At 57.6% G+C, this 13447-nt stretch carries 11 protein-coding genes; 6 read left to right on the plus strand and 5 right to left on the minus strand.

Annotated elements, in window-relative coordinates; translation table 11 throughout:
• The first annotated feature begins 4 nt into the window (after window positions 1–4).
• Window positions 5–1009, plus strand: a complete 1005-nt coding sequence (locus KUC_RS04950; RefSeq protein WP_007112026.1) for a branched-chain amino acid ABC transporter permease — start codon at window positions 5–7, stop codon at window positions 1007–1009.
• Window positions 1009–2334, plus strand: coding sequence for a branched-chain amino acid ABC transporter permease (locus tag KUC_RS04955; protein ID WP_007112027.1), 1326 nt, complete (start codon window positions 1009–1011; stop codon window positions 2332–2334). The genes KUC_RS04950 and KUC_RS04955 overlap by 1 nt, the downstream gene beginning before the upstream one ends.
• A gap of 11 nt (window positions 2335–2345) precedes the next feature.
• Here KUC_RS04955 and KUC_RS04960 read toward each other — a convergent pair whose 3' ends face one another.
• From KUC_RS04960 to KUC_RS04975, 4 genes are all read right to left on the minus strand, one after another.
• The gene (locus tag KUC_RS04960) at window positions 2346–2741 is read right to left on the minus strand and encodes a winged helix-turn-helix transcriptional regulator (RefSeq protein WP_244264739.1); all 396 of its coding nucleotides are present in this window, start codon (window positions 2739–2741) and stop codon (window positions 2346–2348) included.
• An 86-nt stretch (window positions 2742–2827) separates the two neighbouring features.
• The gene (locus KUC_RS04965) at window positions 2828–4036 is read right to left on the minus strand and encodes an ABC transporter substrate-binding protein (RefSeq protein ID WP_007112029.1); all 1209 of its coding nucleotides are present in this window, start codon (window positions 4034–4036) and stop codon (window positions 2828–2830) included.
• 142 nt (window positions 4037–4178) lie between these two features.
• Entirely contained in the window at window positions 4179–5732 is a 1554-nt protein-coding gene (locus KUC_RS04970) for a phospholipase D family protein (RefSeq protein ID WP_244264740.1), read from the minus strand.
• On the minus strand, window positions 5713–5949 hold the full coding sequence (locus tag KUC_RS04975; protein WP_007112031.1) for a hypothetical protein: 237 nt from the start codon (window positions 5947–5949) through the stop codon (window positions 5713–5715). The genes KUC_RS04970 and KUC_RS04975 overlap by 20 nt, the downstream gene beginning before the upstream one ends.
• A 207-nt stretch (window positions 5950–6156) precedes the next feature.
• Between KUC_RS04975 and KUC_RS04980 the strand changes: the two genes are divergently transcribed.
• Both KUC_RS04980 and rapA read left to right on the plus strand, forming a co-directional pair.
• Window positions 6157–6960 (plus strand): TlpA disulfide reductase family protein, encoded by an 804-nt coding sequence (locus tag KUC_RS04980; protein ID WP_007112032.1) that lies wholly within the window; start codon window positions 6157–6159, stop codon window positions 6958–6960.
• 113 nt (window positions 6961–7073) lie between these two features.
• A complete protein-coding gene (gene rapA / locus KUC_RS04985; RefSeq protein WP_007112033.1) occupies window positions 7074–10019 on the plus strand; it encodes an RNA polymerase-associated protein RapA in 2946 nt (981 codons plus the stop codon).
• Window positions 10020–10030: 11 nt separating this feature from the next.
• On the opposite strand, the gene KUC_RS04990 is transcribed toward rapA, so the two are convergent.
• The gene (locus tag KUC_RS04990; protein WP_007112034.1) at window positions 10031–10933 is read right to left on the minus strand and encodes a TIGR01777 family oxidoreductase; all 903 of its coding nucleotides are present in this window, start codon (window positions 10931–10933) and stop codon (window positions 10031–10033) included.
• 270 nt (window positions 10934–11203) lie between these two features.
• Between KUC_RS04990 and KUC_RS04995 the strand changes: the two genes are divergently transcribed.
• The gene (locus KUC_RS04995; protein WP_007112035.1) at window positions 11204–12274 is read left to right on the plus strand and encodes an NAD(P)/FAD-dependent oxidoreductase; all 1071 of its coding nucleotides are present in this window, start codon (window positions 11204–11206) and stop codon (window positions 12272–12274) included.
• Between the two features lie 206 nt (window positions 12275–12480).
• Window positions 12481–13401 carry a MerR family transcriptional regulator gene (locus tag KUC_RS05000; RefSeq protein ID WP_176459022.1) on the plus strand — a complete coding sequence of 307 codons (921 nt, stop codon included), beginning with the start codon at window positions 12481–12483 and terminating at the stop codon, window positions 13399–13401.
• Window positions 13402–13447: the final 46 nt, after the last annotated feature.

The following is a 13447-nucleotide window of genomic DNA, read 5'->3' on the forward strand; positions in this document are numbered from 1 at the left end:
AAACGTGAACGAACTGGTTTTTTTCATCAATAATGTGGTGATTTCGGGCAGCGTGAGCGGCTCCATTTATGCCATCGGGGCGGTCGGGGTAACGCTGATTTTCAGCATTATGCGCTTTGCTCACTTCGCCCACGCCGACATGATGACCTTTGGTGCCTTTATGGTGCTGCTGCTTACTACCGCGTTCCCGGCGGCAGGCGCCAGCCTGGGCGTACCCACCGCCGTGCTAATGCTGCCGCTGGCGATGCTGCTCACCGCTGCTTTGGCCGTAGGCATCGATAAAATCTTTTACAAACCGCTGCGCGCCCACGGGGTCAAGTCGATTGTGTTGGTGATTGGCTCATTGGGGGTCACGTTGATTTTGCAGGGTTTGATTCGCCTCTTTTCGGGCACCGGCGCGCAGAGTCTCTACGTGGATGACCGCAAAGAGATCTTTCGTCTGGCGCTGCCCTTTGAAGGCGCCCGGGCACCAATTGTGGTTACCGAGCCGCAAATTTATCTATTTGTGATTACCCTCGTCGCGGTCGTGGCGCTGCACCTTTTTCTTAACCGTTCAAGGTTAGGCAAGGCAATGCGCGCCATGTCGGATAATCCTGAACTCGCCCAGGCATCGGGTATTAATACCCATACCATTGTGGCGGTCACCTGGATAATTGCCGGGGCGTTGGCCGCCATCGCTGGCACACTGCTCTCTCTGGACGTTACCTTTAAACCCGATTTAAGCTTCTTCCTGCTGCTGCCCATTTTTGCCGCCGCCATTGTGGGTGGCGTTGGCCACCCTTACGGCGCCGTTGTCGGTGGCTTTGTGGTTGGCTTTGCCGAAACCCTAGCGGTGTTCAACTGGAGCGTTCTATTGCGCCCCTTCCGCGACAGCCTGCCCCTCTGGTTAGAGCTACCCTCAAACCTGGCCTTTGTGGGCACCGAGTACAAAATTGTGGTGCCGTTTTTCATTCTGGTGGCTATTTTGGTGTGGCGCCCCACCGGACTCTTTAAGGGTAAGGTGATCTAATGAGCAACTTATCCAAAACGCGCAATCCTGCCTACACACCCCAAGACGCCACGCCTACCCGTAGCTTCCCTCTGCGCGAGCTGATCCTGTTTGGTGTACTGCTGGTGGCGGTTTTGGCGGTCTACGCCATCATGGGCGCCGCCTACAGCACGCGCATGCTGGTCGAAGCTGCCTGCTACGCCATTCTGGCTCTGGGGCTAACCATTCAATGGGGCTACGCGGGTCAATTCAACGCCGGGGTAATGGGCTTTGTCGCCCTGGGCGGCTTCTGTGCGATGTTTTTTAGCGTGCCGGTCAACGATGCGTTCTGGGGCACGGCACTACCCGGCGAATTTGGCCGCGTGCTGCTATACGGCGCCGCCGCTATTCTGCTGATCGTTGGCGCCAGCAAACTGGATAGACTGGGCGTACCCAAGCCCCTGCGTACGTTTATCACGGTGGTGTTGGGTGTTGTGCTTTACCTGGTGGTTATTAGCCAACTGCGCGAGGTCACTGATGCGATTGAAGACCAGGCAGGCTTTGTCGGTGGGCTAGGCTTACCGCCCTGGATCGGGTGGATTGTCGGGGGCGCCTTGGCGGGTGGCGTCGGCTACTTTATTGGCCATATCTGTTTGGGTTTACGCAGCGACTACCTGGCCATTGCCACCCTGGGCATTGCAGAAATCATCAAAGCGTTTTTGAAAAACTCTGACTGGCTTACCCGCGGCACCGCCACGGTTTCCCCTCTTCCCTGGCCAACACCGGGGCCTGCTGAACTGGGCTTCACCCTCTCACGCGCGATCTACCTGTCGTTTACCGCGGTGATCATTGCGGTGATCTTCTTTTTACTCAATCGCGCCTACAACGCCCCTTGGGGACGGATGATACGGGCGATTCGCGATAACGAAGTCTCCGCAGCGGCGATGGGTAAAGATATCAACAAACGACGCCTGGAGATCTTCGTGCTCGGCTGCATTTTGATGGGCTTAGGCGGCGGCATACTGGGCACTTTTAACAGCCTCTTTGACCCCCAAGGCTACCTGCCGCTCAACCATACCTTCCTGGTGTTGGTAATGGTGATTCTTGGCGGGCCGGGCAATAATCTGGGCACCATTTTTGGTGCTGTGGCGGTATACATCATCTGGATCATGTCCGAGCCGCTGGCGCTGTTTTTGATGCAGTTAGCCGTGATGTTTGGCGAAAGCGCTTTCGGTTGGGACGCCCCCAGCAATATGGATAGCCGCGCCCTGCAGGCACGGGTGCTGGTCATTGGCCTATTGATCACCATGGTGCTGCGATTTGCCCCCAAAGGGCTGCTGCCGGAGAAAATCAAAAGCCATAGTTGATGGGCTGGGTGTTAACTAATGACTTCCCAATGGCCAGACTTATCTGGCCCTACTCTTCTCAACCTGCCCGCTTGCTGTAACTTGGCCATCGCACGGCCAATAGTACGTATGTCTTTACCTATGGTGTCGGCTATTTGCTGGCGAGTAATCGCCGGGTTGTGCTGAATTAACGCCATGATCGCTTCAGGTGTTTTTAGCCCAGAGACATTTACAGGGGCATTTACAGAGACATTTACAGGGGCGCTTTGTACTAGTGCCTGAGCGATGACCAATAACATAAAATGAATAAAGGGCGTGCTCTCGGCTTGCGGGTCAGCTTGTTCAAGCGCCTGGTAATAGTGCTGCTGATTGTCTTTGATAACGCTTTCCAGCGGCAACGATAAAAACAGCGGATGCCATTGCGACAAAATCAGCGTTTGCCGCAAGGTGAACCAGGATCAATAAAAAATGCCCGGCTTAATAAGCCCGGCATTTTTAACGCTAACGCTGAGAATTAAAGATCCACCTGCCCTTTGCTGGTAAAGGTGCCGTTTTCAACCACCATTTCGACGACTACGCCGGGTACGTCGCCGTTTTCATCAAACTCATGAGAACCGGAAGCGCCTTCGTAGTTGATCTCGGTGCCTGCAGCAATTAGCTCAACCGCTTTTTCCCACTCGCCAGGCAGAATGATTTCACCGGGAGCACTGGAAACACTGCGCAGCGCCTCAGAAAGCCCTTCACGCTCAGCACTGCCGTTTTGCTCAATAGCCAGCGCGATTAGAAAAGCGGCGTCGTAGGCTTGGGCGGCAAATACCGCGCTCGGGTCCAGTTCAGCGGCTTCAGCGGCTTCAATAAACATATCCGTACCGGGCAGATCAGGGCTACCAGGGCGCGTTGCGATCATGCCATCCAGCACATCCGCGCCGATAGCGTTGATCAGGCTATCGCCAACCATGCCGTCAGCGCCCACGTACTGGGCAAACATGCCGCTTTCGTAGGCTTGACGCAGCACCGTTTGACCAGAAGTGTCGGCGTAGGCCAGTACGACGAGGGTATCAACGCCACTCACTGAAAGTGAGCCTAGCTCAGAGCGATAATCCGCGCGGTTATCTTCGTGGGCGAGATTCTCGGTAATCTCACCACCGCCTGCTTCAAAAGCGATGCTGAAGGCGTCAGAAAGCCCCTGTCCGTAATCGTTGTTGACGTAGGTGACCACTACCGCATCAATGTCTTTTTCAAGCAGCAGCTTGGCGAGGATCTGCCCCTGGAAAGCGTCCGACGGCACAGTACGGAAAACGAGATCATTATCGTCAAGCTCTGATACCGCAGGTGCAGTAGAAGCGGGCGACACCATCAACACACCACCGGGAATAGCGGCGTTATTAGCCGCGGCAATGGTCGCACCGGTACACAGCGCACCGACAATCGCGGTGACATTTTCAGAGTTCACCATACGGTCTGCGGCGTTAGAGGCAGCCGATGCATCGGAACAGGTCGTATCGCCAGACGGCATTGCCAGCGTTTGGCCATCTAGAATGCCGCCCTGCTCATTGATCTGCTCAACGGCTAGCTGCGCCCCGGCAAAAATCGGTGGCGTTAAACTTTCAATTCCCCCGGTAAAGCCGCCTAAGAAGCCAACTTTGACCTCCGCCTGTGCGAATCCGGTCATTGCCAGGGTTGAGGCCGCCACAGCGGTGGCTAATGCGCGCTTATTGATCATGTTATTTGCCGCTCCCAGTAAGATAAAAATCTGTGCTTTTTTTAGTGCGCCCCAGCGGTCAATCGTTAAGGCTGTTATTAATCTGGAACTGGAACGGTAAAAACACAAGCAGCGGTTTATAACGCTAGTTTGCAAAAAAGCACTATAACCAGCGCTCAAGCTTAAGTGTATGGCTTAGCCAGGCATTGAAATGGCGCCAAAAACTACCGGGCTCAGTGGTTAAAACTTCCATTTCTCCATCGCGCTCCAGGTGCCAGTTAAGGTCACCCTCTGGCGTAAGTTCAACGCGGTAACTCAGCGAAGGCTCTTGCCCTACGGCCACCAGTTCATTGAATGCCTGCATAAGTGTATCGCTTCGGGCGAGCACGCCGATTTCGGTATTCCAGTAGATCGACCGAGGGTCAGCGTTAAACGACCCCACGAACAACTGATCGTCAAAGCTTAACGCCTTGATATGCAGCGCTGAAGCCGAGGCACCGGGCACACGCATGACTTCGTCCGTGCCTGCTTCCTGCTCGGGGCGCAGCTCGTAAAGGGTGATACCGTGGGCGAGCAGCGTTTCACGCCAGGGAGCGTAGGCGCCGTGCACCACAGCAGTGTCTGTCGACTCCAGTGAATTAGTAATGATCTCGACAATGATACCCTGATCGGCAAGATCCGTTAGGTATTGCACGCCTTGCTCAGTGGGTACAAAGTAGGCAGAAATAATCACTAACCGCTGGTTAAGCTCGGTGGCATCAGTTAAATCACCCAGTAGGGTATCTCGCCATTCGGGCATTCCAGACGCCAGTTTGCCGGGGGTATCCCAGATTGCCAGCCCTTGGCCCCAATGCAGGGTTTCCCATGGCGGCGCGCTGCGCGGCTGACGGCGCAGCTCGGAAAAGTATTCTGAGTCGGCATTATCATCCAACCAGCCTTCCAGCTCCGCATTGAGCGTTTGCCAAGCGTTATCGGTTACTTGATGGTAGCGTTCAATCGGCTGCGCCAAGCCGTGGTTCCAATACAGATCAAAGCTTCGCGAAAGCTCCGGCACCACTTCACCAATGGTGGCAAAGTCTAAATCCGCAAAGTTGCGCGAGTCGTTGGCATCAAAATACTCGTCGCCCAAATTGCGTCCGCCCACAATGGCGACGCTGTTATCGGCAACCCACAGTTTGTTATGCATGCGCCGGTGCTGCTGAGCAGGGTTGACCACAGAGGCCAAAACGCGCGCGAGCATATGCCCACGCCCCACCGGGAGCGGATTATAAACCCGCACGTGGACACCCGGGTGGCTCGCCAGTGCGGCTAAGCGATCACCTTGACCAATAGCGCCGATATCATCCACCAGCAGACGCACCCGAACACCCTTCTCGGCGGCAACCAGCAGCTGCGAAAGGATTAGCCGCGTGGTTTGGCCCTCGCCCAGTAAGTAGGTTTGGATATTCAACTCGCGCTGGGCCTGGCGAATCAAACCCACCCGAGCAGCAAATGCTTCCTGCCCATTGGCCAACAGTGCAAAACCATCAGGTTCTGATTGCTCCGCAAGCGCCTGATAGGCCTGCTCACCCAGCCAGGTATTGCGCGCATCATGTAAGGCCAGTGTGGCGTGGTGTTCACGCGGCACCACGTGAGTACACCCCGCCAGTAGGCTGCACAGTGCCAATAAGCTCAGCCACTGAGTCCAGCGGCAAGCATTAGCCATCGTCATTGTCATCAAGGCGCTCGGTCCAACGCTTGCGGGCTAGATTGCGGCGATAAAGCCGCACCAGCGCAATCGTTAACGCCGTGATCAGCATGGCGGCCAGCACCACACCCTGCCAGGGGCGTGCAGCATCACCCATCACGGTTTCCAGGGTAATAATCAGTATTAAGCCAATCGCTTGGGAGCCTATCGCTAGCGCGCGCAGCTTATCGAAAGCGGGTGGGGGCATAACGTCTCCGTAATTGTCAGCTCGCATGATATGGTCTGCCAGTGTACCTGCTTCACGGCATGCTTAACGGGAAAGAAAAATTAAAAACATGAGCTAAAATCCCGTATTTTAAACCTGTTTTTAAAACCTTGTATTTAAAACCTTGTATTTAAAACCTATGTTAAAACCTAAGCTAAAACCCAAGTTAAAAACCTGAACTGGAACGCCATGAACGCCATTGCTCTCGGCCCGCTACTGATTTCGCTACCCCGCCTTTACGCCGTTGGCTGCGCGCTGCTACTGCTGCTCTGCGCGCGGTTTTTATTAGGGCTGCCACGCCCGGCTCAACAGCGCTGGTTTACCGGGCTTATTATTATTTGGTTAGTCGGCGCTCGGGTGGGCCATATTGTGCTCAATCTGGAGAGCTATAGCGCCGCCCCGCTGGAAGCGCTCAAGGTCTGGCAACCGGGCTACCACGGCCTATGGGGAATGGCCGCAGGCTTGGTATGGACGGGCTGGGTGCTGCGCGCACGGCTATTGGCGATGGGCGGCGCAATGGCGATGCTAATAGCCGCCTCCAGCCTGTGGCTGGTGCTGGTCACGTTGGCCCCGCTGGGCAATGACTTTGCTGTGGACGCCCTACCCGAGGTCACCCTGGAGGATCTAGAGGGAAACCAGGTGCATCTGCCGTCGCTAACTGAAAACGGCGATCTGATTATCGTCAACCTGTGGGCCACCTGGTGCCCGCCCTGCCTGCGTGAAATGCCGCTGCTTGAGGAGGCCGCCCAGCGCGATGGCGTCAGCGTGGTGGTCGCCAACCAGGGGGAAGACCTGCTGCCCATGGTGCGCTATTTGGATGATCAGCAGCTTGAATTTCGTTATGCGCTAAGAGATCCCAGCCAGCAGCTTATGGCACTTTTTAAAGCGCCGGGATTGCCCACCACCGTGCTGTTTGACGACCAGGGAAACACCCGGGATGTCCATGTAGGCGAGCTTACTCGCGCCCAGCTGGATCGCTGGTTACAAGATTGATGCCGATACACCTTAATCCCCCCGCTGCTTTGCGTTAGAATCCCCCGCCCTGTTGCCGCTGGTACTCATTACCGGCGGCATACGACCCGTTTTGCAGACTCTCCCGAGGCATCATGAGCGATTTTTCTCCCGGCCAACGCTGGATTAGCGACGGTGAAGCTGAGCTTGGGCTCGGCACCGTGCTTAACTGCGACGCCCGTAGCGTTACCATTTTGTTCAGTGCCAGTCAGGAAACCCGTACCTACAACACCCGTCAGGCCCCGCTTACCCGCGTTATGTTCGGCAGTGGTGACCGCGTACTGTCCGCCGACGGTTGGCAGATCATCGTCGATGACAGCAAAGAGTCCGGCGGCCTGATCACCTATATCGGTGAAGACAAAGAGGGTAATCTGCGCGAACTACCCGAGGCCAAACTCGCCGACACCATGCAGTTCGACCAGGCCCGCGACCGCCTGCTGACCGGCCAGGTCGATCGCAACGACTGGTTTGATTTGCGCTTTCGCACCCTGCACCACTATCAGCGTATTGAGCAGCACAGCGCGCTGGGCTTCTCCGGCCCGCGCATCGACCTGATTCCTCACCAGCTCTACATTGCCAATGAAGTCGCCAACCGCCATGCGCCCCGCGTGCTGCTGGCAGACGAAGTCGGCCTGGGTAAAACCATCGAAGCCGGGCTTATTCTGCACCGCCTGCTGCTCAACGGCCGCGTGGAGCGGGCGCTGATTCTGGTTCCCGACAGCCTCACCCACCAATGGCTGGTCGAGTTGCTGCGGCGCTTCTCGCTCAACGTCTCGCTACTGGATGAAACCCAGAGCCAGGCCCACGGCAGTGAAAACCCCTTTGAGAGCGCGCAGTTGGTGTTAGCCAGCCAGGGCTGGCTATTTGCCAACCCGCAGCGTCAGGAGCAGGCGCTGGCCAGCCAGTTCGACCTGCTGATTGTGGACGAAGCCCACCACCTCGACTGGAGCGAAGAGGGCAGCGGCCCCGGCTATCGCTGTGTCGAACAACTCTCGGCGGTGATTCCCGGCCTGCTGCTGCTCACCGCCACCCCCGAGCAGATGGGCATCAAGAGCCACTTTGCCCGCCTGCGACTGCTGGATGGCGAGCGCTACCACGACCTGGAACGCTTCAAAGCCGAAGAGAGCCACTACACCGAGGTGGCCCGCGCCATTGATGCCCTCGAGGCGCTGCCCGGCGACCCTGATGCTCGCGGCCACGTATCTGCCATTGCCGATGACCGCGACAGCCAAGCGCTGCTGGCCATCCTGTGTAACGAGGAAGCAAGCAAAGCGCAGCAGGACGCCGCGCGCGCCCAGCTCAGTGAAGCGTTGCTTGACCGCCACGGCACCGGGCGGGTGATGTTCCGCAACAGCCGCCGCCACGTAGGCGGCTTCCCGGAACGGCGTCTAAACCTCGCGCCGTTAGCGCTACCTTCGGCCTACCGCCGGGTGGTGCGCCGCCTGGAGCGCGACGACGACTACCTCGACGAGCTGCTGATCGAGACCGGCATGGATCACCCCGATGTGCTGATCTATCCCGATGCGGCCTACCGGGAGCTCAAAGATGACCCGCTCAACGGCGAAGATTGGTGGCACATCGACCCGCGGGTTAACTGGTTGTTGGAAAAGCTTAGCGACGACAGCGAGAGCGGCTTCGCCAACGAAAAAGTGCTGGTGATTGCCCACCACCGCGAAACTGCCGAAGGCCTTGCCGAAGGGCTACGGGTGCTGGGCGGCTACCACGCGCCGGTATTCCACGAAGACCTCTCGCTGATCGAGCGTGACCGCGCGGCGGCGGCCTTTGCCGATGAAGACGAAGGCGTACAGGTATTGGTGTGCTCGGAAATTGGCTCGGAGGGGCGCAACTTCCAGTTCTGCCGCCACCTGGTGATGTTCGATATGCCCCAGCACCCGGATCAGCTCGAACAGCGCATCGGCCGCCTGGATCGCATCGGCCAGCGCCACGCCATTGAGCTGCATATCCCCACCTTTGAAGGCAGCCCCGGCGAGCGCCTGCTGCGCTGGTACCACGAAGGTATGGACGCCTTCAGCGCCCCCCACGGGGTCGGCAACGAGCTGTTTGATGCCTTTGGTGACGCCCTGGCTGATGCCCTGCTGGACGATGAAGCGCTTGATGAGATCATCGCCGAGACCCGTACGATGTTTAGCGCCAAGTTGGCGGAACACGATGCGGGCCGTAACCGGCTGCTGGAGCTCAACGCCTGTCGTCCCGCTCGCGCTCAACAGGTGATCGACGCGGTGCGCGAACTCGACGATGACGCTGCCCTGCCACGTTACTTGGAACGGGCGCTGGATATCTTCGGCGTGGATAGCCAGGAAATTGGCAAGGGCTTAATGCACCTGCAGCCCAGCCAACATATGCTCGATGGCTTACCCGGCCTAGTTAAAGGCGAAGAGGGCTTTACCGCCACCTACAGCCGCACCCAGGCACTGGCCCGTGACGATGTGCAGCGGCTCTCCTGGGAGCATCCGCTGCTGCGCGAGATGATGGGCCGCGTGCTGGATGGCACCATGGGCAACTCGGCGCTGGCCCTGCTGAGCCACGACGCCATTCCCAGCGGCCGATTGATGGCCGAGCTGGTGTTCCGCACCCACTGCCCGGCGCCCAAGAAACTGCACCTTAACCGCTTCCTGCCGCCTACCGCAGTGCGAATTTTGCTGGATGAATCGGGCGCCAACCTGACCAGCAAGATCTCCTTCACCGGCCTGGGTAAAAACCTGCAGAAGGTGAATAAATCTCTGGCCCGGGATTTAATCAAAAGCCGCCACGACCAGTTGCGCGAACTACTGACCCAGGGTGAGGGCGAAGCCGAGCGCCAGCTACCCAGCATTGTCGAAAACGCCGAAGCGCGCATGCGCGCCCAGCTGGACACCGAGATTGCCCGCTTAACGGCACTTGCCGAGCACAACCCGGCAGTGCGCAGTACAGAAATTGACGCCTTGAAAGATGAGCGCAAGGGGCTCAGCGAAGCGATTGAGAACACCCGCTTGCGGCTTGATTCCGTGCGGGTGATTATCACCGTTGATGCTGACCGCTAAGCTATTGTTGCTTAAAGTATGGCCTCAAGCGCCTTGTCGAGGGTGGGGTATTGGAAGCTGAATCCTGCCTCTTCCAGGCGCGCGGGGCGCATATCGGCCCCGGTCAGCAGTAGCCGCGACATTTCCCCGAAGCCCGCTTTTAATATAACAGCGGGTACAGGGAAAATCGCCGGACGGTTAAGCTGCTTGGCCAGGGTTTTGGTAAAGGTGGCATTCGTCACCGGATGCGGGGCGCTGCCGTTGAAGGCGCCGCTCAAACCCTCTTGATTGATGAGAAACAGGATTGCCGCGACTAAATCGTCGCGGTGAATCCACGGCATAAACTGCTCACCGCTACCAAAACGTCCACCTAACCCCATCTTAAACGGCGGCAGCATCTTCTCCAGGCTGCCGCCTCCCGCCTCCAGCACCAAGCCAATGCGCACAATCGCCAGCCGCACGCCCATCGCCTCAATGGGTCGGGCGGAGGCCTCCCACTTTTTGCACAGCCGATGAGCGAACTCATCATTAGGCATGGTCTCCTCGGTCACTACGCGCTTACCCTGATCGCCGTAGTAGCCCATCGCTGAACCCGACACCATCACCTTCGGCAGCGGTTGGCCGTTAGCTTTCAGCCGCTCGCAAAGCGCTACCAACTGCTCAGTTGCAGCCACCCGCGAGTTAATCAGCTTAGCTTTCTGCTCATCGCTCCAGCGCTTGGCGGCAATCGACTCACCGGCCAGGTTAACCAACGCGTCCGGCGGCGACTCAATAAACGCCTGGGCGCTATCGCGAATGTCGCAACTGCTCGGCAAACTATCCCACACTTGATGCGGCGAGCGGGAGACCACCTGCACCTCGTGGCCTTGTTCAACTAACAGCCGGCATAGTCGCTGGCCGACAAAGCCACTGCCTCCGGTGATTAATACGCGCATGGGGTTTTGCTCCTGTTAGGTGGCATCGTTGCAAACCTTCATGGCTGCACGATTTATAACTGCACAATTTATAACTGCACAATGCATAACTGTACTATGCATAACTGCACTGTTTTGTAGCTGTATTTGGCTAGAGTTATAGCTGCAATTGGTTAGAGCTTCAGCTTGATAAATAAAACAGCGATTAAATTGTACGATATTTGTACACAACTGCTACAATGCGCTTCTAGGGTGATTAATTCGACCTCTTTTTACAAATTGCGAGTGCTCATGGTCAAACCGCTACCGACGTTTACCGCCCATCAATCGGTCGCTATCATCGGCGCAGGCATCGCAGGACTTGCCTGTGGGCAAGTAGTGGCCAGCAGCGGCGCCAGCGTCACGCTATTTGATAAAGCCCGCGGCCCCGGTGGGCGTATGTCGAGTAAACGCAGGCCTAGCGCGACGCTTGATTTAGGCGCTCAGGCATTTAGCGTGCGCGACGTGGATTTTCAACGCGCGGTCGATGAGTGGCTTGCCGCTGGCTGCATTGCCGCCTGGCCGACCCGTACCTATCAGGCTAGTTCACGCGGTTGGCAGGCGCACAATGATGGCCAAAAGCGCTACACCGGTGCGCCCAGAATGAGCGCTTTGACACGGCATATGGCCGATTCGCTAACGGCCCAACCCAATGCCGAGCTGCATACCGGCACGCCCATCGCGGCGCTCAACCCCTCGCCCAACGGGTGGATGCTAGTAGGTGCTGACGGAGTTCACCACGGGCCTTATGACCAGATCGTGATTAGCGCGCCGCCTCCCCAGACCCATGCGCTGGTCAAACCATGGGACGACGCTTTAGCAGCGGCGTGCCTGACCCGAAAACAGCGTGCCTGCTGGGTGGGATGGGCGATTTTTGACGGGCCGCTTCCCGCCATCCCCGGTGTTGACCAAGACTGGCAGATGGCACGTTTCGCGCATCCAGTCCTGTACCCAGTTCTTAATATAGTATCTCGCAATCAAACCAAACCAGGTCGCGACGCGCAGACTGAAAGCGTCAGCCTGCTGGCGCAGCTTGAGTGGAGCGAAGCCCATTTAGAGCAGTCTGCCGAGATGGTGGCAGAACAACTTTTAAACGCCCTGAAAAGTATTTTCCCCCCTTCAGCCACGCTCCCCCCGCTGATTGAAACGGGCGCTCATCGCTGGCGCTATGCGCAGCCATCAACCTCCAGCGAGCATGATTACTTATACAGTGCGAACGGTTTGGCCCTATGCGGTGACAGCTTCCGTGACGGTCGCATTGAGGACGCCTGGCTATCCGGTCACCATTTAGGAGAAGCACTAGTAGGCCGGTCGGCTCATTAAGCACGGGGCTTAAATGATTAAGAAGGATTCCTATAAAGGTTGTACCGGGTAGCGACAAGTTGTACAAATGGGCATACAGTATCGTGCTAATGTTTAGTTTTTAAATCAGGCAATCTTTAAATGGAACATGAATCACCTTGGCCGCGGCGAACAACGTCAGCTCCCTGCAGCGCCGCGCTGCAGTTAACGAAGAGGTACTGGCGCCCATGAGTCTTAAGGCGACCCACCCACCCGATACGCCACTCTATCCGATACGCGAGGTTTCTCGCTTAACAGGGGTGAATTCGGTGACGCTGCGAGCCTGGGAACGACGCTACGGGCTAATTCGCCCCCAGCGCACTCCGAAAGGTCATCGTCTATACGCTCAGGACGACATCACCCGCATCGAACGCATCCTGCAGTGGCTCAATCGTGGTGTGCCGGTCAGTCAAGTCGCCGACTTGCTTGACCAGCCAGAAACAATTGAGACGCCGACCCCGGATGCCGGTGATTGGGCGAGCCAGCGCCAGCAGCTGCAGGCCATTATCGAAGCCTTGGATCTTGCCAAACTGGAGGCGTTTTATCACCAGAGCTTGGCCCTCTACCCGCTGAGCATTGCTATCAACGAGCTCTGGCAGCCGGTTATCTTGACCTTAGAGGCCAAGTGGGCCGTTCAAGCGGATCAGTTAGTTCGCCGCACCTTGGAAGCGTTCCTGCGCAGCCAGGTGGGCATTCGCTTGCACTACGCCAACCAGGCCACTCGGGGCCCGCTGATTCTGCTCAATGCCATGCCCGATGATCCCGGCCCGCTGTGGGTGCTGATGTCGGCGCTGATGGCCAGCGAACAGGGCTACCGGGTGCAGATGCTTGACCACTCGCTGCCGCTGGAGGATCTCCCCCAGGCCGTGGCACGGCTGCACTCATCGATGGTGCTGCTCTCTAGCGGTCAGCGGGAGAGCGATAGCTATATTAACCAAGCGCTGCCCAAGGCGGCCGAGACGCTTAATGTGCCCATTGGCGTATGCGGTGAGGTGGCGCGCCTGCGCGAAAGCGACCTCCGCGATGGCCCGGTGCATATGCTCGGCGATGACTTGCCCCAGGCCATTGCCCGTTTGCGCCCGCTATTACGCGAGTCGGGCGTACTCTAACCAGCACGCTTTTATCCTGGCCGTTCGCCCATGTGGCGACCGGCCA

Source organism: Vreelandella boliviensis LC1 (assembly GCF_000236035.1).
In the GTDB taxonomy this organism is placed as follows: domain Bacteria; phylum Pseudomonadota; class Gammaproteobacteria; order Pseudomonadales; family Halomonadaceae; genus Vreelandella; species Vreelandella boliviensis.

What these genes read in the sequence shown, in the direction of transcription:
- KUC_RS04990 (WP_007112034.1), bottom strand. Translation starts at nt 10,933, where the DNA reads ATGCGCGTATTAATCACCGGAGGCAGTGGCTTTGTCGGCCAGCGACTA.
- KUC_RS04970 (WP_244264740.1), bottom strand. Translation starts at nt 5,732, where the DNA reads ATGACAATGACGATGGCTAATGCTTGCCGCTGGACTCAGTGGCTGAGC.
- KUC_RS05000 (WP_176459022.1), top strand. Translation starts at nt 12,481, where the DNA reads ATGAGTCTTAAGGCGACCCACCCACCCGATACGCCACTCTATCCGATA.
- KUC_RS04995 (WP_007112035.1), top strand. Translation starts at nt 11,204, where the DNA reads ATGGTCAAACCGCTACCGACGTTTACCGCCCATCAATCGGTCGCTATC.
- KUC_RS04965 (WP_007112029.1), bottom strand. Translation starts at nt 4,036, where the DNA reads ATGATCAATAAGCGCGCATTAGCCACCGCTGTGGCGGCCTCAACCCTG.
- KUC_RS04955 (WP_007112027.1), top strand. Translation starts at nt 1,009, where the DNA reads ATGAGCAACTTATCCAAAACGCGCAATCCTGCCTACACACCCCAAGAC.
- KUC_RS04975 (WP_007112031.1), bottom strand. Translation starts at nt 5,949, where the DNA reads ATGCCCCCACCCGCTTTCGATAAGCTGCGCGCGCTAGCGATAGGCTCC.
- KUC_RS04980 (WP_007112032.1), top strand. Translation starts at nt 6,157, where the DNA reads ATGAACGCCATTGCTCTCGGCCCGCTACTGATTTCGCTACCCCGCCTT.
- rapA (WP_007112033.1), top strand. Translation starts at nt 7,074, where the DNA reads ATGAGCGATTTTTCTCCCGGCCAACGCTGGATTAGCGACGGTGAAGCT.